Source organism: Nocardioides bruguierae (assembly GCF_023554635.1).
Lineage (GTDB): Bacteria > Actinomycetota > Actinomycetes > Propionibacteriales > Nocardioidaceae > Nocardioides > Nocardioides bruguierae.
In genome coordinates this window covers 221,748-240,823 of sequence record NZ_JAMJPH010000001.1, presented here as the reverse complement: position 1 = coordinate 240,823, position 19,076 = coordinate 221,748, and the positions used below count along the sequence as shown (strand labels likewise).

Sequence of the window (19,076 nt, the reverse complement as noted above, 5' to 3'; positions counted from 1 at the left end):
CTGCTGGGAGACCGCGAACCGGCGGAAAGGGGGGATGGAGCCGGTTCGACGGTGGAGGTGGTGCGTCAGTCGACGATGGCCAGGCGGGAGAAGCCCAGGTCGACCACGGAGTCGACGTCCGTGCCGTCGAGCAGCGTGAGTCGCAGCGGCACCAGGCGGATGCCGCCGGGGTAGCGCTTGACGACGTTGGTCTGGATCTTCAGCAGACCGCCGGGGATCTCGACGACCTGGTTGTTCAGGTCCTCGGGGGCCATCTGCTCACCGTCCATCGAGAAGCCGATGACGTTGGTGCTGGCGCTGCGCTTGAGCGTGCCGTCGGCGAGACGGGCGACGCGGACGGCGCCCTTGATGGCGTCGACGGTGATCGGGCCGAGGGTGAGGTCGGCGATCTGGCTGCGCTCGATGCCGGCGGTCTTGCGGCGGCTCTGGTCACCGCGCTGCCAGACCTTCGCGGCGCCGACGTCGAGACCCTGGGCCTGGAGCATCCCGGTGGTGTCGGCGGCGGCGTTGCTCTGGGCCTCGCCCTCGGTGCCGGCGCACGGCATCACCTGGTTGACGGCTCGGCCGACCTGGAGCAGGTCGCCCAGGACGTTGGCCTTGACCGCGGCCGCGGAGCCCTCGAAGACGCCGTTGATGACGCCGCGGTCCATCTGGGCGGTGGTGCGCCCGACGAAGACCTTGGTGCCCGTGGGGATCACGGTGATCTTGGCGGCCACGGAGTAGGCGTAGGCACCGCGCTTGCTCTGCTTGGTGACGTTGCGGCCGAGCTCGATGGTCGCCAGGCCCGGGATGGTGATGGGGGTGTCGGCGTCGGGGATCTCGATCTCGACCGGGTCGCCCAGGGCGGGGGTCAGGACGATCCGGCCGATCTGGTTGTCGGTGATGGCCCGGAAGCCGTCGGGGCCGTGCTGGGCGGTCGCGGTGGAGCGCAGGCCCTGGATGGAGAGCGTGCCCAGCTCGGTCTGGGCGAGCACCACCTCGGCGACGCGCTCGCGGGAGACCGTGGCGACGATGCCCTTCTTGGGCTTGCGCAGGGTGCGGCTGTGGGAGGCGACGCCGCGCACGGTGGCGACGTCCTCGGGCAGCTCGGCCTCGGCGACGAAGTTGCGGTTGCCGACACCGGCCATCGAGGTGCAGGACACGACGCTGCGTCCGGTCTTCTGGGAGTCGGCGGGGATCTGGTCGCCGATGACCGTGGTGCCGAAGCCCTTGGCCTTCATGGCGAACGGGGTGGGGGTGCCTTCGTCGTCCACGCGAGCCTGAGCGGACGTCGGAGCCAGGGCCAGCGTGGCGCCCAGGGCGGCAGAGGCGACCCCTGCGACGACGGTGCTGAGACGGACGGGCCGACGGGCGGTCATGTGATGGGGGGACATGAGCTCTCCTCGGTTGGGGTTCCCCGGGCCCCCCTCCCAGGAGGGAGAAGCCACGGTCGCGGCTCCCCCACTGGAAGGCCCAACGGCAGATTTAACTGAGAGTTACGCCATGTCGGTAAAGAACTTTTGCCCGGTCCGTACCGGTTCAGCGTGGGCTGTCGAGGATCAGCGTGATCGGGCCGTCGTTCACGGCCGCCACCTGCATGTCCGCGCCGAAGCGTCCGCGCTCCACGTGGGCGCCCAGGTCGGCCAGTGCCGTGCAGAAGGCCTCGTAGAGGGGCTCGCTGACCGGGCCGGGGGCGGCGGCGCCCCACGACGGACGGCGACCCTTGCGGGCGTCGCCGTAGAGGGTGAACTGGCTGACCACCAGCACCGGGGCGCCCAGGTCGGCCGCGGAGCGCTCCTCGCGCATCAGCCGCAGCTCCCAGACCTTGCGCGCCAGCCACGCCACGTCCGCCTCGCCGTCGTCGTGGGTGACGCCCAGGTAGACCAGCAGGCCCGGCTCGTCGGTGCGCCCGACCACCTCGTCGGCCACGGTCACGGAGGCGGAGAGGGTGCGCTGGACGACGGCTCGCATGCCGTCAATCCTGCCGGGCCGGGCGTCCGCGGCCGGTGGCGGGCCTACCGTGGTCGGCGTGCCCGCGCCGACGCCCGTCTCCGACATGCTCGCCCGGCTGCCGCTGGGCTGGAGCGAGGTGCGTTACCGGGGCCGGCGCTGGTCGGTGACCCGCAGCGTGCAGGTCGGTGGCCGCTCGCAGAAGGTGCTGGCCCACGAGCTGGGTGGCACGGGCCTGGTGAGCGCCAACGTGTACGTGCCGGACGACGGGGTCGAGCGGTTCCGCCCGTGCGAGATGCCCGCCGAGGAGGTCGTGGCCTTCCTCGAGGGCTGGGTGCCGGTGGCGGCTCCGTCGGCAGGGGGGATGACCGGCGGAGCCGCCGCCGATGTGACGTAGTCCACCACGCGCTGGTCGTGGTGGCCACACCGTCCCGCGGCGGCCTGCGGGCCGGTTCGGTCCGGCCGGGGGGTTGTCAGAGGCCCGCGGACGACGCTCAGGCGTCCCAGCCCGGGCCGCGGCGCTCCAGGAAGGCGGAGAGTGGGCCGGGCAGCTCCGCGGCGCGCTCGCCCCAGTCGTAGACCTCGGCGGTGCGGGCCGCGAGGTCGTGCAGGGTGCGGTGCTGGCGCTGCACCAGGCCGAGCAGCAGGCCGATCCCCAGCCCCAGGGTGCTGACCGGCAGCACCAGGGTGCGCACCAGGGCGCCGCGGACGGTGAGCACGCCGCCGTCCGCCGCCACCACGCGCAGGCCCACGAGCGCCTTGCCCGGGGTGCGCCCCGCGACCGCGAGGCTGGTGAACAGGTAGACCGCGCCCCACAGCAGCAGGGCCGTCACCGCCACCGGGGAGCGGGTCTGGGCGTCGCCGAGGGTGTCCCCGAGCGAGATCCCGAGGAAGACCTGGGTGAGGAACCCGATGCCCGCCACGCCGAGGGTGTAGGACGTGGTCACGGCGGCCACGTCGAGCCCGGCGGCCAGCAGCCGGCTCAGCGGCCCGGCGTAGTGGCCGGTCACCGAGCGCCGGCGACCGGGTCGCTGCGCCTCGTCCACCCCGTCCTCCCCGTCGAGCAGGAGGGGCGGGCCCGCAGGGGCCGACCCGGGCTCGCGCCGCAGGGCGCCGTCGACGACCCGGTCCACGATCACGTCGAGGGCCACCACCTGGCGCCGCGCGAGGTCGATCGCGGAGCCGGCGAGGTGCTGGGTGCTGTCGGCGATGAGGTCGGGGACACCGGAGCGGCGCACCGCGGCCTCGAGGTCGACGCGCTCCAGCACCGCGTTGAGGTCGACCCGCTCCAGCAGCAGGTTCGGGTCCACGCGGGCGAGGATCGCCGCGACGTCCACGCGGGCCACCAGGGCGTCGACGTCGACCCGGGCGAGCACGTCGTCGAGGTCGACGTCGGCCAGCACGGCGTCCAGGTCGACGCTGCGCACCAGGGCCGTGGCGTCCACGCGCTTGAGCAGCCGGTCGGGGTCGACGCGGTCGAGCAGGGCGTCGGGCTCGACCCGGTCCAGCAGCCGGTTCGGGTCCACCCGGTCGAGCAGCCGGTTCGGGTCGACGCGGTCCAGGAGGAGGTCCGGGTCGACGCGGTCCAGCAGCGCGTTCACGTCCACCCGGTCGAGCAGGGCGTCGACGTCGACCCGGTCGAGCAGCAGGTCGGGGTCGATCTGCTCCAGCACGAGGTTGGGGTCGACCACGCTGACCACGCGCTCGGTGACGCCGCCGGTCAGCCGGTGCAGGAAGCCGGCCCTACCGGCGTCCTCCGAGCCCGGGGCTGCCATACCCCGCACGGTAGCGCCTCGGCCGGGGCCACGGGGGTCACTCCGGGCTCACGCGGGGGTCACTCGGCGAGCAGCCGCACCGCCTCGGCCACCGCCAGCGTGCGGCGGGCCGACTCGACGTGCAGGTTCTCCACCATCTTGCCCCGGTAGGTCACGACCCCGGAGCCGGCGCCGGCCTCGAACGCGGCGATCAGCCCCTCGGCGTCCTCGACGGCCTCGGGGGAGGGGGCGAACGTCTCGTTGGCGGGCGCCACCTGGCTGGGGTGGATGAGCGTCTTGCCGTCGAAGCCCATCTGCCGACCCTGCGCGCACTCGGCGAGGAACCCGGCCTCGTCCTTCGTGTCGTTGAAGACCCCGTCGAGGACCTGCACCCCGGCCTCGCGGGCGGCGAGCACGCTGAGGGAGAGGGCGGTCGTGAGCGGCGCCCGACCCGGCACGTGCTCGGCGTAGAGCTCCTTGACCAGGTCGTTGGTGCCGAGCACGAGGGCGGAGAGGCGGGGGGACGCGGAGGCGATCGCCCGCACGTCGAAGACCGCCGTGGGGGTCTCGATCATCGCCCACAGGCGCGTGCGCTCGGGGGCCCCGGCGCGCTCCAGGGCGTCCACCAGGGCGAGCACCTCGGCGGCGCTGCTGACCTTGGGCACCACCACGGCATCCGGGCCCGCGGCGGCGGCCGCCGCGAGGTCGGCCTCGTGCCAGGCCGTGCCGAGGCCGTTGACCCGGATGGTCACGGTGCGTCGCCCGTACTCGCCCGAGGCGGCCGCGGCGCAGACGGCCGCGCGGGCGTCCTCCTTGGCGTCGGGGGCGACGGCGTCCTCGAGGTCGAGGATGAGCCCGTCGCAGGCGAGGGTCTTCGCCTTCTCCAGCGCCCGGGCGTTGGAGCCGGGCATGTAGAGGACGCTGCGCAGCACGCTGATCTCGGTCATGCTCAGGCCTCCTGGCCGGTCTCGGAGCCGTCGGCGGGGATGGCGTCGTAGAGCGCCTTCAGGTCGGGATCGATCGCGGCCAGCTGCTCGGCCAGCTCGACCATCACCAGGCACTGCTTGAGGGAGGCGTCGTCCTCCATCTTGCCGTCGAGCATCACCGCACCGGTGCCGTCGCCCATGGCGGCGACGACGCGGCGGGCGTGCGCGACGTCCTCGACGCTGGGGGAGAAGACCCGGTTCGCGATCGCGATCTGCTGGGGGTGCAGGCTCCAGGTGCCGACGCAGCCCAGCAGGAAGGCGTTGCGGAACTGGTCCTCGCAGGCCACGACGTCGGCGATGTCGCCGAACGGGCCGTAGTAGGGGTAGATCCCGTGGGTCGCGCAGGCGTCGACCATGCGGGCGATCGTGTAGTGCCAGAGATCCTGCTGGAAGATCGAGCGCTCGCCGGCGACGTCCCCGCCGACCGGGTCCTGCCGCACCAGGTAGCCGGGGTGGCCGCCGCCGACGCGGGTGGTCTTCATCCGGCGGTCCGCGGCCAGGTCGGCCGGGCCGAGGGAGAGGCCCTGCATGCGCGGGGATGCCCCGCAGATCTCCTCCACGTTGGCGACGCCGCGGGCGGTCTCGAGGATCGCGTGCACGAGGATCGGCCGGGTCAGGCCGGCCTTCGCCTCGAGCTGGGCGAGGAGCCGGTCGACGTAGTGGATGTCCTCGGCGCCCTGCACCTTGGGCACCATCACGACGTCCAGCCGGTCGCCGATGGCGGGCACCAGCGTCAGCAGGTCGTCCAGCGCCCACGGGCTGTCGAGCGCGTTGATCCGCGTCCACAGCTGGGTCGGGGAGTCCGGCCCGCCGAGCGTGGGGGTGTCCTGCGCGATCCGCACGAGGCCCTCGCGGGCGGCCAGCTTGTTGTCGGCCTTCACCGCGTCCTCGAGGTTGCCGAGCAGCACGTCGACGGTGCCGACCATGGCGGGCACCTTGGCCGCCATCTTGGCGTTGCTCGGGTCGAAGAAGTGGATGGCCCGGCTCGGGCGGGCGGGCACCTCGGGGGCCGGCGCGGGCGCGCCCACGGCGAGGGGGCGGAAGAAGTCCTTGGCGCTGCGGTGCGACATGGTTGCGGAACGTAGCAGCGGTCACACCCGGCCCCTATGACCTACCCGACACGCGCGTGCCTTGCCTCAGGCGCCGCCGGCTGACGCCTACGCCTTCCCACCGCGTCGGCGCCGCCACCAGCGGGGCCGGGACGACGGCGGGGTCGCCGCGCCCTCGCGGACGCGGGCCCGGGCCTCCTCCAGCCGCAGCGCCCGGCGCTGCGCCCACGCCTGCACGGTGGCCTCCACGTCCCGCAGCTGCGTCACCAGCGGCGGCTGGTTGTCCTGCACGGTGTAGCGGGCGCGGAGCACCCGCTCGTTGAACTCCCCGATGACCCGGCGGACCTCGGCCTCGACCGTCAGCCGGTCGAGCTCGCGGTCCAGCAGGGCGTCGTCCTTGCGCAGCTGGAGGCTCGGCGGCAGCACGCCGGTGATCTGCTCGCGCTCGACGAGCTTCTTCACCCACCAGTCGGGGTCGTGCTGCTCGCCGAGGTCCTCGATCGGCTTGCCGGCCCCGGGGAGGTCGTCGAAGTCGCCGCGCGCCATGGCGACGCGCAGCTGCTCGTCGACCCAGGAGGCCTGGTTGGCGATGCGGGCCGCGGCGGGGGACTCCTGGCTGCGCTTGCGCCGCTCCGCCTCGTCCCGGGCGCGCTGGATCTCGCTGTGCGGCTGCTGCTGGCTCATGCGATCACCTCGCCCTCAGCCTACGAGCCGTCACCAGCCCCCGGACAGGAGAGCGCCGAGGTTCACGGTCCACAGCAGCCCGGCCAGCGCCAGCTGGGCGAGCGCCGTGGCCACCACGAGGCCGGTGCCCGTGCGGGGCGCCCGCCGTCGCAGCCACCACCCGAGGCCGGTCAGCGACCCGACGAGCAGCACGTCGGCCACGGCGATCACGACGGCGAGGTACAGCGCCAGCCCGTCGAGGCCCTCGGCGAGGGCGCCGATGACCGCCCACGGCACCAGGCCACCGGCGACCAGGAGGCTGGCGGCCAGGACGCAGCGGAACGGGCCGGTGCTGCGGCGGGGCGCGGGGCCGGTGGCGGCGTCGGCCGGCGGGGCGAGGGACGGGGTCATCACAGCCTCAGCAGGTCGAGGACCTCTCCGCCGCCGATCAGGAGCAGGGCGCCGGCGGGGAAGGCGTGCACGACGAGGGCGACGACGGCGATGACCAGCGCCGTGCGCGGGGCCCGGGTGCGCAGGGCCATCGCCGGCGCGCTGAGCAGGGCGAGGGCCAGCAGGGCCGGGACCCCGACGATCCACGCGGCGATGGACGCGAACGGGTCCAGCGACTCGGTGCCGAAGGTGCCGACGTAGGCCCAGGGCACGGTGCCGAGGTAGGTGAGGGTGCCGACGGCGACCCCGATCCAGGCCAGGCGGGTCGCCCACCCGCTGGCGTCCGGGGACGCGGTGGTGGTGCCGCCCTCCGCGGGCGGCCGGGGGCTGGTCAGGACGTCCGTCTCGTCAGTCTCCACCTGACCAGTGTGACCCGGATCCGCCGCGCGCGCACCGGGGTGCGGCGAAACAGCCGGTGAACCGGCGTGCTCGTGAGGTCGGTCCGCGCTCAGGCGGTCACCTGCGTGGCGAGCACCGACCAGGCCACCAGCACGAGGACGAAGGCCGCGGCGGCCAGCCCCAGGGAGGCCCAGGACGCGCGCGACGGCCCGGCGACGAAGGCGATGCCGGCCAGCGCCCCGCTGCCGAGGAGCGGCATGGCGAGGACGGCGGTGAGGAAGCCGAACTCGGAGGTGCGGTCGCCCCAGAAGATGGTCGTGCCGGCGACCGCGAGCAGCAGGCCCACGGCCCAGCCCGCGGCCAGCTGGGTCAGGGACACGAACCGGAACACACGAGAACGGTACTCCCGTTCACTGACCGGCGGCGGTGTTCTCGACGACCCGGGTCGGGAGCAGCAGCAGCGACGCGGCGGCGAGCAGGGCCGCGACGGCGCACACCGACCAGACCACCAGGTAGCCCGCCAGCGCCGCGTGGCCCAGGTCCGGCCCCTCGAGGGAGCCCGTGGAGGCCAGCGCGATGGCGAACACGGCCGAGGCGATGGCGCCACCGACAGTCTTGGTCGCGTTGGTCATCCCGGTCGCGAAACCGGTGCGCCCCGGCGGCGCAGCGGCGGCCGCCGCCGCGGGCAGGGCCGCGACGAGCGCCCCCGAGCCGAGGCCGGCGACGCCCATGTTCACCAGCACCTGCACGCTGCCGTCGTGGAGCGGCACGAACAGGCCGTAGCCGATCGCGACCAGCACCGCGGCGGCCACCAGGGAGCCGCGCGGGCCGAGCAGCGCGGTGGTCAGCGGCAGGGTCAGCGCCCCGGCGGCCATGCACAGCACGTAGACGCCGATCAGCACCGAGACGAACGCGGCGTCCGCCCCCAGGCCGTAGCCGGCCACGGCCGGGTCGGTGCGGGCGAAGGTCGAGAGCGGGATCTGGGCGCCCAGCACGGACATGCCGAACAGGAACGCCGTCAGCTGCACCGGCCACTGCCCCCGCGAGGCCAGCAGCCGCACGTCCACGATCGGCTCGCGGTGCCCGCGCTCGCGGCAGACGAACGGGACGAGGAGCCCCAGGCCGACCGCCACCAGGAGCCAGGGCCACGGCGAGGCGGGGCCGAGCAGGCGCAGGGCGATCAGGCCGCCCATCACGAGCAGCAGCAGCGTGGTCAGCAGGCCGAGGCCACCGAGGTCGTGCCCGCCGCGGGCCTCGCCCGGCACGTGCTCCACGCCGAACCAGATCGCCACCAGCACGAGGGTCACCACCACCGCGGGCAGCGCCAGCAGGCCGGTCATGCCGATGGCGGTGACCAGCACGCCCGACGTCAGCGCGCCGATGATGACGGCCACCTCGAGGGCGCCCACCAGCACGGCCGCCGCGCGCCGGGTCAGCACGTCCTGGCGGCCCGTGCCCGCCGTCCGCCGGTGGATGATCGCCACCTCCAGCGGCAGCCAGACCACGTAGAACCCCTGGAGGGCCCAGGCCACCAGGAAGGTGCCGAAGGACGGGGCGAACGCGACCGCCCAGCTGGCGAGCGCCGTGACGGCCGTGGCCAGCACGAGCACCCGCTGGTGGCCCCACACGTCGGCCAGCCGCGCCAGCGGCGGCACGCAGAGCGCCGAGACCAGCAGCTGGGCGGCCTCGAACCAGTTCACGTCCGCGTCGCTGATGGCCAGCCGGTCGGCGATGTCGCTGTAGATCGGCGTGTAGTAGCCCTGGAGGACGCCGGAGGCCAGCTCGACCGCGACGAGGAACCCGACGACGGCCCCCAGCGACTGGGCGGCCCGGGCTCCCGGGCGGGCGGGGGCGGTGGGCGTGCTCACGCGGGCAGCTCCTCGAGGAGGCGGCGGTAGAAGCGCACGCCGTCGAGCAGGTCGGGGACGTGCAGGTGCTCGTCGGGGCCGTGGATGGTGGCGCGCTGCGCCTTCGACATGCGGAACGGGGCGAAGCGGTAGACCCGCGGGCAGATCTCGGCGAGGAACCGGCCGTCGGTGGCGGCCAGGACGACGTAGGGCGTGGTCACCGCGTCGGGGAAGACCTCGGCCACGCCCCGCTCGAGGAGGGCGAAGGCCTCGTCCTCCCAGGGGCTGAGGGGGCTGGGCTCGCCGCTCTCGACGACCTCCACGTCGATGCCCTTGCCCACCACCGAGCGCACGTGCGCGACCACGTCGGCGACGCTCTCGCCGGGAGCGATCCGGGCGTTGACGCCGGCGGTGGCCTCGCTGGCGACGACGTTGAGGGCGGGGGAGCCGCTGAGGGTGGTGGTGACCATCGTGGTGCGCACCAGGGCGGCGGGCTCGCCGCCCAGGGCCGCGAGCGCCCGGGCCACGGCGGGACGCGCGCTGCCGGCGCGCGACATGAGCGCACCGACCGGCTGGCGGGCGTGCGGGGCCAGGCGGCGGAAGGTCTCGACGGTGACGTCGCCCAGGCGCGCGGGCAGCGGGTGCCGCTCCAGGGCCAGCACCGCCTTGGCCAGGCGGGCCGTGGCGCCGCCCCGGCTCGGGGTGGAAGCGTGCCCGCCCCCGCCGCTGGCGACCAGCCGCAGCGAGGTGGTGCCCTTCTCGGCGACCCCGATGACCGCCACCGGCACGTCGACGCCGGGGAACGTGCCACCGGCCACGGCCCCGCCCTCGTCGAGCACCATCCACGGCTCGACCCCGCGTCGGCGCAGCTCCGCGACCGCGGCCGCGGCGGCCGTGCCGGAGACCTCCTCGTTGCTGCCGAAGCTGAGCCACACGTCCTGCGCGGGCTCGTGGCCGGCGGCGAGCAGCTCCTCGACGGCCGAGCAGATCGCCGCGACGCTGCCCTTGTCGTCGAGCACGCCGCGGCCGTAGACGGTGCCGTCCTGCGGGCCGCCCAGCAGCTCGGCGCCGAACGGGTCGCGGGTCCAGTGCTCGCCCGGCGGCACCACGTCGAGGTGGGCCATGAGCACCACGGGCCGCGCGGCGGAGCGGCCCCGCCAGTGCAGCAGCAGCGCGCCGTCGTCCAGACCGATGACCTCGGCGGCGGCGTGCAGGAGCGGGAAGTGCTCGGCGAGCACCGCGTGCAGCCGGGCGAGCACGCCGTCCTCGATCCGGTCGGGCGGCCGACGGCTCACCGTCGGCACGCGGACCAGCGCCCGCAGCGCCGCCAGCGCGGCCGGTTCGTCGGTCTCGTGCACGCCGGGGGTGGAGGGGGCCGCGGAGCTCACCTCGGCAGGCTAGCCCGCGGGAGGCCCCGGTGGGGGCGCTCCCCAGCGGCCGCGGTGCACCACCTCGTCCAGGGGGCGGCGGGGACGACGGCGGGGCGACCCGCTGCCCGTGCCCTCGCGCTCCTGCCGAGGTGCCGGGTGGCCCACGGTCACCGCCCCGACCGGCGTGACGTCGTCGGGGAGGCCGAGCGTGGCGCGCACGGCCGCGTCGGAGTCGACCGGCAGGCCGAAGAAGCAGGCGCCCAGCCCCTCGTCGACGGCGGTCTGGAGGATCAGCAGGGCGGCCATCGCGGCGTCGGTGTGCCAGTACGGCACCAGCCAGGGCGAGCCCTCCACGCCGGTGCCGCCGCGACGGGCGCCGGCCTTGTCGGGCTCGGCGTAGCGGGCGAGGTAGGCCTCGCGGCTGCTGCACGGCACCACCACGACGGGCGCGCGCGACATCCCCTGCAGCCAGGGGTCGGGGTCCGCCAGCCGTGCGGCCCCCGCGGTGGCCAGCCAGAACGCGTGGACGTCGGCGGGGCGGTCGAGCACGACGAAGCCCCAGCCCTGGGTGAACCCGGCGCTGGGGGCGCGCACCGCGTGCCGGAGCATCCGCTCCACGGCCCCGGGGTCGACCGGCTCCTCGGAGTAGTCGCGCACCATGCGGCGGCGACGCACGACCTCGCGGAACTCCACGGCCCCAGTCTGGCCCGTCGTCGGAGGAGTGTCGCCAAGGGGGCGACCAGGAGCGGGGAGGGGGTCTACCGTGGACGGCCTACCCCTCTCGGATCGCACCACCCGGCGCCGCCGCCGCCCCGTCCTCCCCCTGACGACGAACGCGAGGAACCCCGTGTCTCTCACCGATCCGCCCGCCCGGGCCGCCGACACCGACCTGCACGCCACCGTCGACGACTACGTCGGCTCCCACCCCGCCCGGCTCCAGATCGAGCTTCAGGAGCTGCGCCGCGCCGTGCACGCCGCCGTCCCGATCGCCGGGGAGCGGATGCGCCGCGGCCTGCCCACGTTCACCATGGACGGCACCGACTTCCTCTCCGTCGAGGTCCGCACCGACCACCTGCGCCTCGCGCCGCTGCCGCGCCGAGCCACCGCGGAGCTCGCCGAGGCCATGGCGCCCTACGTCAAGGACGGCGGCCTCGAGGTGCCGCTGGTGCGCACGCCCTACGCGCTCGTCGGTCGCGTCGCGGCCACGCTCTCCTCCGAGGCCGGCGCGACGCCGCTGCACTGACACCGCCGGAGCGGGCCGGCGAAGGCGGCCGACGAGGGCGCCCGCCTCAGAGGGGACGCTTGAAGCCGGCGTGGCTGCGCGTGTACCCGAGCCGCTCGTAGAAGCGGTGGGCGTCGGTGCGGGTGACGTCGCTGGTCAGCTGCACCAGCGTGGCGCCGTGCGCGCGGCCCCAGGCGTGCGCCCATTCCATCAGCGCCGTGCCCAGGCCGGTGCCGCGGGCCTGGGACCCGACCTGCACCGCCTCGACCTGGAGCCGCGTCGCGCCGCCCCGCGAGAGGTGCGGCAGCAGCATCAGCTGAGCCGTGGCGACGGGCCGGTCGTCGTCCCCGACCACCACCGCCAGCAGGTGCCGCGGGTCGGCGTCGACCTCCTCGAACGCCCGCAGGTAGGCCTCGTCCGGCGCCTGCTCGCGGGTCGCGCTGACGGGGTCGGCGCGCAGCAGGGCGACCACGGCGGGCACGTCGTCGCGGCGCGCGCGGCGCACGCGGAAGGTGCGGTCGCCGGCGACCAGGGTGTCGGGTGTCTCTGCCACGGCCCGACCCTGCCACGGGCACGACTCCTGCCACGACCGGCCCCAGCAGTGGGTCAGTAGCCGACGGGCTTCTCCGGGGTGCGCAGCCAGGCGGTGAAGAACCGGTGCAGCCGGCGGCCGGAGACGCGCTCGGCGAGGCGCTCGAAGTCCGCCGTGGTCGCGGTGCCGTGCCGGTGCTCGCGGCCCCAGGCGCGCACCACCCGCCAGAAGTCACGGTGCCCGATGCGCTCGCGCAGCGCCTGGAGGGTCATCGCGCCCCGCAGGTACACGGCCTCGCCGAACAGGTCGGCCGGGTCCGTGAACGTGGTCGGCGCCGGCGACCAGAACGAGGAGCCCGCCGACCGGGCGTAGAGCCGGTCGAGCTGCCGGGCCGGGCCGGCGCCGTGGTGGGCGCCCTCCCAGACCCACTCCGCGTAGGTGGCGAAACCCTCGGCCAGCCACAGGTCGTGCCAGTCCTCGATGCCCACGGAGTTGCCGAACCACTGGTGGGCCAGCTCGTGGACCACGGTCGTGGTGGGGGTCCACCCGGTCGGGTAGAAGGGCCGCGTCTGGGTCTCCAGCGCGTAGCCGACGGAGGCGTCGTCCACCACGTGCCCGGTGCTGGCGAACGGGTAGCGGCCGAAGCGGCGCTCGAGGAACCGCAGTGCCTCGGGCAGGACGCGGCGGGCAGCCCGCGCGTTCGGGCCGGCCGCGTCCTCGACGAACCAGGCGGGCACCGTGCGGCCGCCGGTGAGGTGCACCTCGCGGGCGCGGGTGTCGAACTTGCCCACGGCCAGCAGCACCAGGTGCGAGGCGACCGGCCGGGTGTCGCGCCAGCGCCACGTCTCGGTGGGCTCGCCCCAGGTCACGCCGGTGCTGCCGGCGTCCCCGGCCTCGCCGGTGGTGTGGGAGACCAGCGCGCCGCCGGCCACGGCCGTCCAACCGGTGGGCACCGTGACCTGCACGTCGACGCGGGCCTTGTCCGCCGGGGTGTTGTTCACCGGCAGCCAGGTGCGGGTGCCCAGCGGCTCGCCCAGGGCGGCGAACCCGTCGGAGGTGCGCACCCAGCCCTCGGTGCTGCCGTCGGGGTCCTGGAGGGAGGTGGGGCGCCCCACGTAGTCGACGCGCAGGCGGAAGCGGCCCTGCACGGGAGTGGCGGGCGTCAGCGTCAGCACGTGGCCGGCCTGCTCGGTCGCGACCGTCACCCCGTCGACCCGCGCCTCGGTGACCTCGGGGCCCGTGTAGTCGAGGTGCACCTGCGTGAGCGCGCGGGTGGCCACGGCCACCGCCCGCACGCTCGCGTGCGTGAGGTGGGTCGCCGGGTCGTGGTCGAGCAGCACCCGGTAGGCGCGCACGTCGAGGTCGGAGGTGCCGGACCCGGGGAAGAGGGTGTCGCTCGGGGGCGTCCGGTCGGGCTGGTCGCCGCAGCCGGCGCCTGCGCCGACTCCTGCACCGACTCCCGCACCGACTCCCGCACCGGCCCCCGTGAGGAGGAGGGAGGCCGCGGTCGCGGGGGCGAGCAGGCCGGCGAGCACGCGCCTGGCGCGGTGGGGGCGGGGGCGAGGCACGTGCTGACGATAGGGGCTCCGGGACGCGGCGCGGCAGCGGAGCACGGAGGTTGCGGACCGCGGCGTCGGCCCGGCGGGTTGGAGCGCTGGGGCCGGTCGGCAACAATGGGTCGGCCCGCTCGTCGTCGTCGCAGCCAGGAGTGCCCGTGGCCCGCTTCAAGCCCTCGGAGGACCACCCCGTCCTCGTCGGTCTCGTCGCCCTCGTGGGCGTCGCGGTCGCGATCGGCCTGGTGCTCGGGGTCGTGGCCCTGGCCGGGTCCCGCGTCGCCGGTCTCGGTGAGACCAGCACCGCCGACAGCACCGCGGACGTGAGCGCCGGGGAGACCCTGTACGCGCCGCGTCCGACCCGCACCTCCGCCACCAGCGAGCCCTCGGAGGAGACCAGTACGGCCTCCTCCGGCGGCGGCAGCCAGGGCGACGGCGGGTCCGCGAAGAAGAACAACAAGAAGAAGCAGAAGCAGAAGCGGATCTCGCTCAGCGCCTCGCCGCAGCAGGTCTCCTCCATGGAGCGGATCGACCTGACCGGCACCTACAAGGGCGGCGAGGGCTCCGTGCTCCAGGTCCAGCGTCTCCAGGACGGCTCGTGGACCGACTTCCCGGTCACCGCCGTGGTCTCGGGCGGCACCTTCAGCACCTACGTGCAGACCGGTTACGCCGGTGAGGTGAAGTTCCGGGTGCTCGACTCCGACTCCGACCGCACGTCCAACACGGTCACCGTCACCGTCGGCTGACTGCGCCCGCCTGATATCCGCTCGCCGCACCCGCTCCGCCCTGCCAGGATCGGCGGGTGACCTGGGTCGAGCGGCTGCGCAGCCTGCGCCTCGACACGACCCCGTGGCGCACGTCGCGGGACTTCCGGCTCCTCCTGGTCGCCGGCACCGTCTTCTACCTGGGCGGGATGGTCACCTACGTCGCCATCCCCTTCCAGGTCTACCGGCTCACCGGCTCCAACCTCGCCGTCGGCGCGATCGGGCTCGTCGAGCTGGTGCCGCTGGTCGTGTTCGGCCTGTACGGCGGCGCCCTCGCCGACCACGTCGACCGTCGTCGGCTGCTGGTCGTCACCGGCCTCGTCCAGGCCCTGGCGAGCACCGCCCTCGCCGTCCACGCGTTCGGCCTGCTGGGGCCGCCGCGGCTCTGGCCGCTCTTCGTGGTCGCCGCCGTCCTGGCCTCCGCCTCGTCGCTGCAGCGGCCCTCCCGCGAGGCGCTGATGCCGCGCACGGTCACCCACGACCAGCTGACCGCGGCCCAGGCGCTGGTCAGCCTCGGCATGCAGCTCGGCGTCCTGCTGGGGCCGGCGCTCGGCGGCCTGCTCATCGCCTACGTCGGCCTGGGCTGGTGCTTCGTGGTGGACGTGGCGGGGCTGGTGGTCGCCACGGCGCTGTACGCGGGCATGCGCCGCTACCCGCACCGGGAGGAGACGACGCCGCCGAGCCTGGCCGGCATCCGGGACGGGCTCACGTACGCCCTGCGTCGCCGCGACCTGCTGGGCACCTACCTGGTGGACGTGGCCGCGATGCTGCTGGCGATGCCGGTGGTGCTGTTCCCGGCCCTGGTGGAGGAGGTCTTCTCCCGCCCGGAGCTCCTGGGCCTGCTGTACTCGGCCGAGACCGTGGGTGCGCTGGTGGCCACCGCGCTCTCGGGCTGGACGATCCGCGTCCACCACCACGGCCGCGCGATCACGCTGGCCGCCATGGCCTACGGCGCGTGCATCGCCCTCGCCGGGCTGATGCCCTCGTTCTGGCTGGTGGCGGCGTTCCTCGCGCTCTCGGGCGCGGCCGACATGGTCTCCGGCGTCTTCCGGGGCACGGTGTGGAACCAGACGATCCCCGAGTCCATGCGGGGCCGCCTGGCCGGGATCGAGATGCTCAGCTACTCCGTCGGCCCGCTGGGTGGGCAGGTGCGCGCCGGGCTGGTGGCCGACCTGTGGTCGGTGCGCGGGTCCATCGCGTCGGGGGGCGTGGCCTGCGTGGCCGGCGTCGCGCTCACCGCCGCCTGGCTGCGCGACTTCTGGAGCTACGACGCCCGCACCGACCCGTTCGCGCTCGCCGAGCGCGAGACCAGGCGCGCGGCGGGCGAGGACCTGGGGGAGGACATTGCCGGGTAGTCCTCCGGACGCGGCGACGCCCGCCCCGCGGTGGCGGGGCGGGCGTCGGGCTGGAGCGTCGGGCCGGGGCGTCGGGCCGGAGTGGACCGGACGGCGACCGGGGCTCACTTCGGGATGTAGTTGAACCCGTCGGGGTTGGGGCCGGTGCGGCCGTCCTCGCCCTTGTCGAGGCCGGAGATGGCGGTCATCTCGTCCTCGGAGAGCTCGAAGTCGAAGATCTCGAAGTTCTCGACCATGCGCTCGCGGTGGGTCGACTTCGGGAAGACCACGTCGCCGCGCTGGACGTGCCAGCGCAGCGTCACCTGCGAGGCGGACTTGCCGTGGGCGGCGGCGACCTTGCCGATGGTGTCGTCGTCGAGCACGGCGCCCTGGGCGATCGGCGACCACGCCTCCACGATCGCGCCGGCCTGGTGCGTGGCGGCGCGGGCGGCCTCGTTGCCGAAGAACGGGTGGACCTCGATCTGGTTCACCGCGGGCACGGTGCCGGTCTCGGCGATGATCCGCTGGAGGTGGTCGGGCTGGAAGTTGGAGACACCGACCCCGCGGGCGCCGTTGCCGACCAGCTCGGTCATGGCCTTCCAGGTCTCGACGTAGTCGACGTCGATGCCGGGCAGCGGCCAGTGGATGAGGAACAGGTCGACGTGGGTGCCGAGCTTGCCCACGGTGTCGTCGAAGGCGCGCTTGACGTCGTCGGGGGAGTGGAAGCCGTTGTTGAGCTTGGAGGTGATCCACAGCTCGTCGCGCGGGATGCCGGAGGAGGCGATCGCGACGCCGGTCTCCTGCTCGTTGCCGTACATCTGCGCGGTGTCGACGTGGCGGTAGCCGACCTCCAGCGCCGTGCTGACCGAGTCGGCCGTCTGGGCCGGCGGGATCTGGTAGACGCCGAAGCCGAGCTGCGGGATGGCGGTCTCGTTGTTCAGGAGGATGCTGGGAACGGACATGTCCTCCAGAGGACCACCAGGGTCCGGTCCGTTCATCACCCTCCCGGACGGGGTGCTCTACACCCGCCCGACGGGGTGAGGGAGCAGGGCGTCCAGGTCGCTGCCGAGGCAGACCTCCGCCAGCAGGTCGGCGTGGGCCAGGGCGGTGTCGACCAGCGGCAGGGCGGTGTCGTCGGGCCCGACGAGCAGCCCGATCTCGGTGCAGGCCAGGGCCACGGCCCCGGCGCCGCTCTCGGCCAGGTCCGCGATGATCCGCAGGTACCGCGCGCGGCTGTCCTCGCGCAGCACGCCCCGGGTCAGCTCCTCGAAGACCACCCGGTCGACCTCGACGCGGTCCTTGGGGCCCGGGGTCACCACGTCGATCCCGTGCCGGACGAGCCGCTGGGCGTAGAAGTCCTCCTCCATCACCGGCCGGGTGCCCAGCAGCCCGACGGTGGTGACGCCGAGGGCGCGTGCGCGCACGGCCACGGCGTCCGCGATGTGCACGAGCGGCACGTCGACGGCCGCCTCCACGGCAGGTGCGTTCTTGTGCATGAGGTTGGTGCAGATCGCCACCGCCTCGGCGCCGCCGGCGACGCACCGCTGCGCGGCCCGGGCCAGCAGCCGACCGGAGGCCTCGTAGTCCTGCGCGACCTGGCACGCCCGGACCTCGTCGAAGTCCAGCGACTGGAGGGCGATCGGGGCGGAGGCGTGCCCGCCGCGCCGCTGCGCGACGACCTCGTTGATCCGCCGGTAGTAGGTCACGGTGGAGTGCCAGGACATGCCGCCGACCAGGCCGAGGGTCGTCATCGGGGCCCGGTCGCCGGGCTGCGCGGTGCTCATGGCTCCATGCTCGTCACGCCGCGCCACCCAAGGAAGATCTGTTCTTCTTGGCCGATCCATCACGTGTGCTTATGGGAGCCTGGACGCGTGGCCCTCGACGTACGACGACTCCTCATCCTCCGCGCGGTGCTGCGCGCCGGCTCCATCACCGCCGCCGCCCGCGACCTCGGGTGGACCCAGCCGGCCGTGAGCCAGCACCTGCGGGCGCTCGAGCGGGACGCCGGCGTCCCGCTGCTCCTGCGGACCTCGACCGGGGTCACGGCCACCGAGGCGGGCGCGGCGCTGCTGGGGCGGGCCGACGCCGTGGCCGCCGAGCTGCACGCCGCGGAGGAGGAGCTGGCCGCGCTGGCCGGGCTGCGGGCGGGCCGGGTGCGGCTCCAGGCCTTCCCGAGCGGGGCGGCGACCCTGGTGCCGGCGGCGATCGAGGCGCTGGCGCGCGCCCACCCGGGCGTGACCGTGGGGCTGGAGGAGGCCGAGCCCGAGACGTCCGTGCCGGCGGTGCTCGCCGGTGACGCCGACCTCGCGCTCGCCTTCGCGCACGAAGGACCGCCCGCCGACCTCGGCCCCCTGGTGTGGCGGCCGCTCCTGGTGGAGCCGGTGCTGCTCGTGACCGGGCCCGGCCGCCCCGCCCTGTCCACCCTCGCGGCCCTGGCCGACGAGCCCTGGGTGGGCGGCTGCGTCCGGTGCCGCACGCACCTGCTGGCGGCGTGCCGGGCGGCCGGGTTCGAGCCTGCGCTGCGGCACACCACCGACGACTACGTCGTGGTGCAGAACCTCGTGGCGCGCGGGCTGGGCGTCACCGCGCTGCCCGCCTCGGCCCTGGCCGCCTACCGGCACCCGGACGTCACGGTGCGGCCGCTGGCCGGGCTGGGTGAGCGGCACGTGGGGGTCGTGCACCGGGTCGGCGCCGACGCCGTGCCGGCCACCGCGGCGCTGCTCTCGCGCCTGGAGACGGTCGCGGCCGCGGGCACCTCGGTTCGGCCCGTCGGGGTCGGCGCGGCAGACTAGGAGGATGCACTACACCGCCTACGACACCCGGTTGGCCTCGTACGCCGTCGTCGTCGACGGTGAGGGCGGGGACGTCCGCGTCCTGCTGGCCCTGTGGAACGAGGGCACCCGTCGGCAGTGGACGCTGCCCGGCGGCGGCGTCGAGCTGCACGAGAACGTGGAGCAGGGCGTCGTGCGCGAGGTCCGCGAGGAGACCGGCTACGAGGCCGAGCTGTGCGGCCTCCTGGGCGTGGACAGCTACGTGCTCGACCCGCACCGCCGCCACGTCGACACCGACCGTCCGTTCAAGGCCGTGCGCACCATCTTCAAGGCGCACGTCGTCGGGGGCGAGCTCGCGCCCGAGGTCGACGGCTCCACGGACGAGGCGCGCTGGTTCTCCCTCGACGAGATCGCCGTGCTCGACCGCGTCTCCGTGGTCGACATCGGCCTGCGCATGGCGGGCCTCATCGCCTGACGCGCCGGCGCTGCGTCCGACTCGGGGCCGGACTCGGG

General features: G+C 74.8%; 22 protein-coding genes. 6 read left to right on the top strand and 16 right to left on the bottom strand.

Annotated elements, in window-relative coordinates:
* Nucleotides 1–65 precede the first annotated feature (65 nt).
* Together M8316_RS01135 and dtd are read right to left on the bottom strand one after the other, a co-directional pair.
* Nucleotides 66–1,373 carry a choice-of-anchor P family protein gene (locus tag M8316_RS01135; RefSeq protein ID WP_250051221.1) on the bottom strand — a complete coding sequence of 436 codons (1,308 nt, stop codon included), beginning with the start codon at nt 1,371–1,373 and terminating at the stop codon, nt 66–68.
* A 145-nt stretch (nt 1,374–1,518) separates the two neighbouring features.
* Nucleotides 1,519–1,950: a D-aminoacyl-tRNA deacylase gene (gene dtd / locus M8316_RS01130; protein WP_250051219.1), complete on the bottom strand. Its 432-nt coding sequence runs from the start codon at nt 1,948–1,950 to the stop codon at nt 1,519–1,521.
* Between the two features lie 58 nt (nt 1,951–2,008).
* Here dtd and M8316_RS01125 point away from each other — a divergent pair, with 58 nt between their 5' ends.
* Nucleotides 2,009–2,326, top strand: coding sequence for a peptide methionine sulfoxide reductase (locus M8316_RS01125; protein ID WP_250051218.1), 318 nt, complete (start codon nt 2,009–2,011; stop codon nt 2,324–2,326).
* A 97-nt stretch (nt 2,327–2,423) separates the two neighbouring features.
* On the opposite strand, the gene M8316_RS01120 is transcribed toward M8316_RS01125, so the two are convergent.
* The 10 genes from M8316_RS01120 to M8316_RS01075 all read right to left on the bottom strand — a co-directional run bounded on the left by M8316_RS01120 (nt 2,424) and on the right by M8316_RS01075 (nt 11,080).
* The gene (locus M8316_RS01120; protein WP_250051216.1) at nt 2,424–3,704 is read right to left on the bottom strand and encodes an RDD family protein; all 1,281 of its coding nucleotides are present in this window, start codon (nt 3,702–3,704) and stop codon (nt 2,424–2,426) included.
* Nucleotides 3,705–3,763: 59 nt separating this feature from the next.
* Entirely contained in the window at nt 3,764–4,630 is an 867-nt protein-coding gene (locus M8316_RS01115; RefSeq protein WP_250051214.1) for an HpcH/HpaI aldolase/citrate lyase family protein, read from the bottom strand.
* 2 nt (nt 4,631–4,632) lie between these two features.
* Nucleotides 4,633–5,739 carry an HpcH/HpaI aldolase/citrate lyase family protein gene (locus M8316_RS01110; protein WP_250051213.1) on the bottom strand — a complete coding sequence of 369 codons (1,107 nt, stop codon included), beginning with the start codon at nt 5,737–5,739 and terminating at the stop codon, nt 4,633–4,635.
* 87 nt (nt 5,740–5,826) lie between these two features.
* A complete protein-coding gene (locus M8316_RS01105) occupies nt 5,827–6,402 on the bottom strand; it encodes a DnaJ family domain-containing protein (protein ID WP_250051211.1) in 576 nt (191 codons plus the stop codon).
* Nucleotides 6,403–6,432: 30 nt separating this feature from the next.
* On the bottom strand, nt 6,433–6,792 hold the full coding sequence (locus M8316_RS01100; RefSeq protein ID WP_250051209.1) for a hypothetical protein: 360 nt from the start codon (nt 6,790–6,792) through the stop codon (nt 6,433–6,435).
* On the bottom strand, nt 6,792–7,190 hold the full coding sequence (locus M8316_RS01095; protein WP_250051207.1) for a hypothetical protein: 399 nt from the start codon (nt 7,188–7,190) through the stop codon (nt 6,792–6,794). The genes M8316_RS01100 and M8316_RS01095 overlap by 1 nt, the downstream gene beginning before the upstream one ends.
* Before the next feature lie 89 nt (nt 7,191–7,279).
* Entirely contained in the window at nt 7,280–7,561 is a 282-nt protein-coding gene (locus tag M8316_RS01090) for a hypothetical protein (RefSeq protein WP_250051205.1), read from the bottom strand.
* A gap of 19 nt (nt 7,562–7,580) precedes the next feature.
* Entirely contained in the window at nt 7,581–9,038 is a 1,458-nt protein-coding gene (locus M8316_RS01085) for an MFS transporter (protein WP_250051203.1), read from the bottom strand.
* Entirely contained in the window at nt 9,035–10,405 is a 1,371-nt protein-coding gene (locus M8316_RS01080; protein ID WP_250051201.1) for a M20/M25/M40 family metallo-hydrolase, read from the bottom strand. The genes M8316_RS01085 and M8316_RS01080 overlap by 4 nt, the downstream gene beginning before the upstream one ends.
* Nucleotides 10,406–10,414: 9 nt before the next feature.
* Nucleotides 10,415–11,080: a nitroreductase family protein gene (locus M8316_RS01075; protein ID WP_250051199.1), complete on the bottom strand. Its 666-nt coding sequence runs from the start codon at nt 11,078–11,080 to the stop codon at nt 10,415–10,417.
* 154 nt (nt 11,081–11,234) lie between these two features.
* On the opposite strand from M8316_RS01075, the gene M8316_RS01070 reads away from it, so the two are divergent.
* Nucleotides 11,235–11,630 carry a DUF1801 domain-containing protein gene (locus tag M8316_RS01070; protein ID WP_250051197.1) on the top strand — a complete coding sequence of 132 codons (396 nt, stop codon included), beginning with the start codon at nt 11,235–11,237 and terminating at the stop codon, nt 11,628–11,630.
* 46 nt (nt 11,631–11,676) lie between these two features.
* Here M8316_RS01070 and M8316_RS01065 read toward each other — a convergent pair whose 3' ends face one another.
* Both M8316_RS01065 and M8316_RS20920 read right to left on the bottom strand, forming a co-directional pair.
* A complete protein-coding gene (locus M8316_RS01065; protein WP_250051195.1) occupies nt 11,677–12,162 on the bottom strand; it encodes a GNAT family N-acetyltransferase in 486 nt (161 codons plus the stop codon).
* Nucleotides 12,163–12,215: 53 nt separating this feature from the next.
* The gene (locus M8316_RS20920) at nt 12,216–13,709 is read right to left on the bottom strand and encodes a M1 family metallopeptidase (protein WP_250051193.1); all 1,494 of its coding nucleotides are present in this window, start codon (nt 13,707–13,709) and stop codon (nt 12,216–12,218) included.
* Nucleotides 13,710–13,855: 146 nt separating this feature from the next.
* On the opposite strand from M8316_RS20920, the gene M8316_RS01055 reads away from it, so the two are divergent.
* Entirely contained in the window at nt 13,856–14,440 is a 585-nt protein-coding gene (locus M8316_RS01055) for a hypothetical protein (protein WP_250051191.1), read from the top strand.
* 56 nt (nt 14,441–14,496) lie between these two features.
* Nucleotides 14,497–15,813, top strand: a complete 1,317-nt coding sequence (locus tag M8316_RS01050) for an MFS transporter (RefSeq protein ID WP_250051189.1) — start codon at nt 14,497–14,499, stop codon at nt 15,811–15,813.
* Nucleotides 15,814–15,917: 104 nt separating this feature from the next.
* On the opposite strand, the gene M8316_RS01045 is transcribed toward M8316_RS01050, so the two are convergent.
* Nucleotides 15,918–16,754, bottom strand: coding sequence for an aldo/keto reductase (locus M8316_RS01045; protein ID WP_250051188.1), 837 nt, complete (start codon nt 16,752–16,754; stop codon nt 15,918–15,920).
* Between the two features lie 57 nt (nt 16,755–16,811).
* Nucleotides 16,812–17,576, bottom strand: coding sequence for an aspartate/glutamate racemase family protein (locus tag M8316_RS01040; RefSeq protein WP_250051187.1), 765 nt, complete (start codon nt 17,574–17,576; stop codon nt 16,812–16,814).
* A gap of 87 nt (nt 17,577–17,663) precedes the next feature.
* Between M8316_RS01040 and M8316_RS01035 the strand changes: the two genes are divergently transcribed.
* Nucleotides 17,664–18,584 (top strand): LysR family transcriptional regulator, encoded by a 921-nt coding sequence (locus M8316_RS01035; protein ID WP_250051186.1) that lies wholly within the window; start codon nt 17,664–17,666, stop codon nt 18,582–18,584.
* 4 nt (nt 18,585–18,588) lie between these two features.
* Nucleotides 18,589–19,038, top strand: coding sequence for an NUDIX hydrolase (locus M8316_RS01030; RefSeq protein ID WP_250051185.1), 450 nt, complete (start codon nt 18,589–18,591; stop codon nt 19,036–19,038).
* Nucleotides 19,039–19,076: the final 38 nt, after the last annotated feature.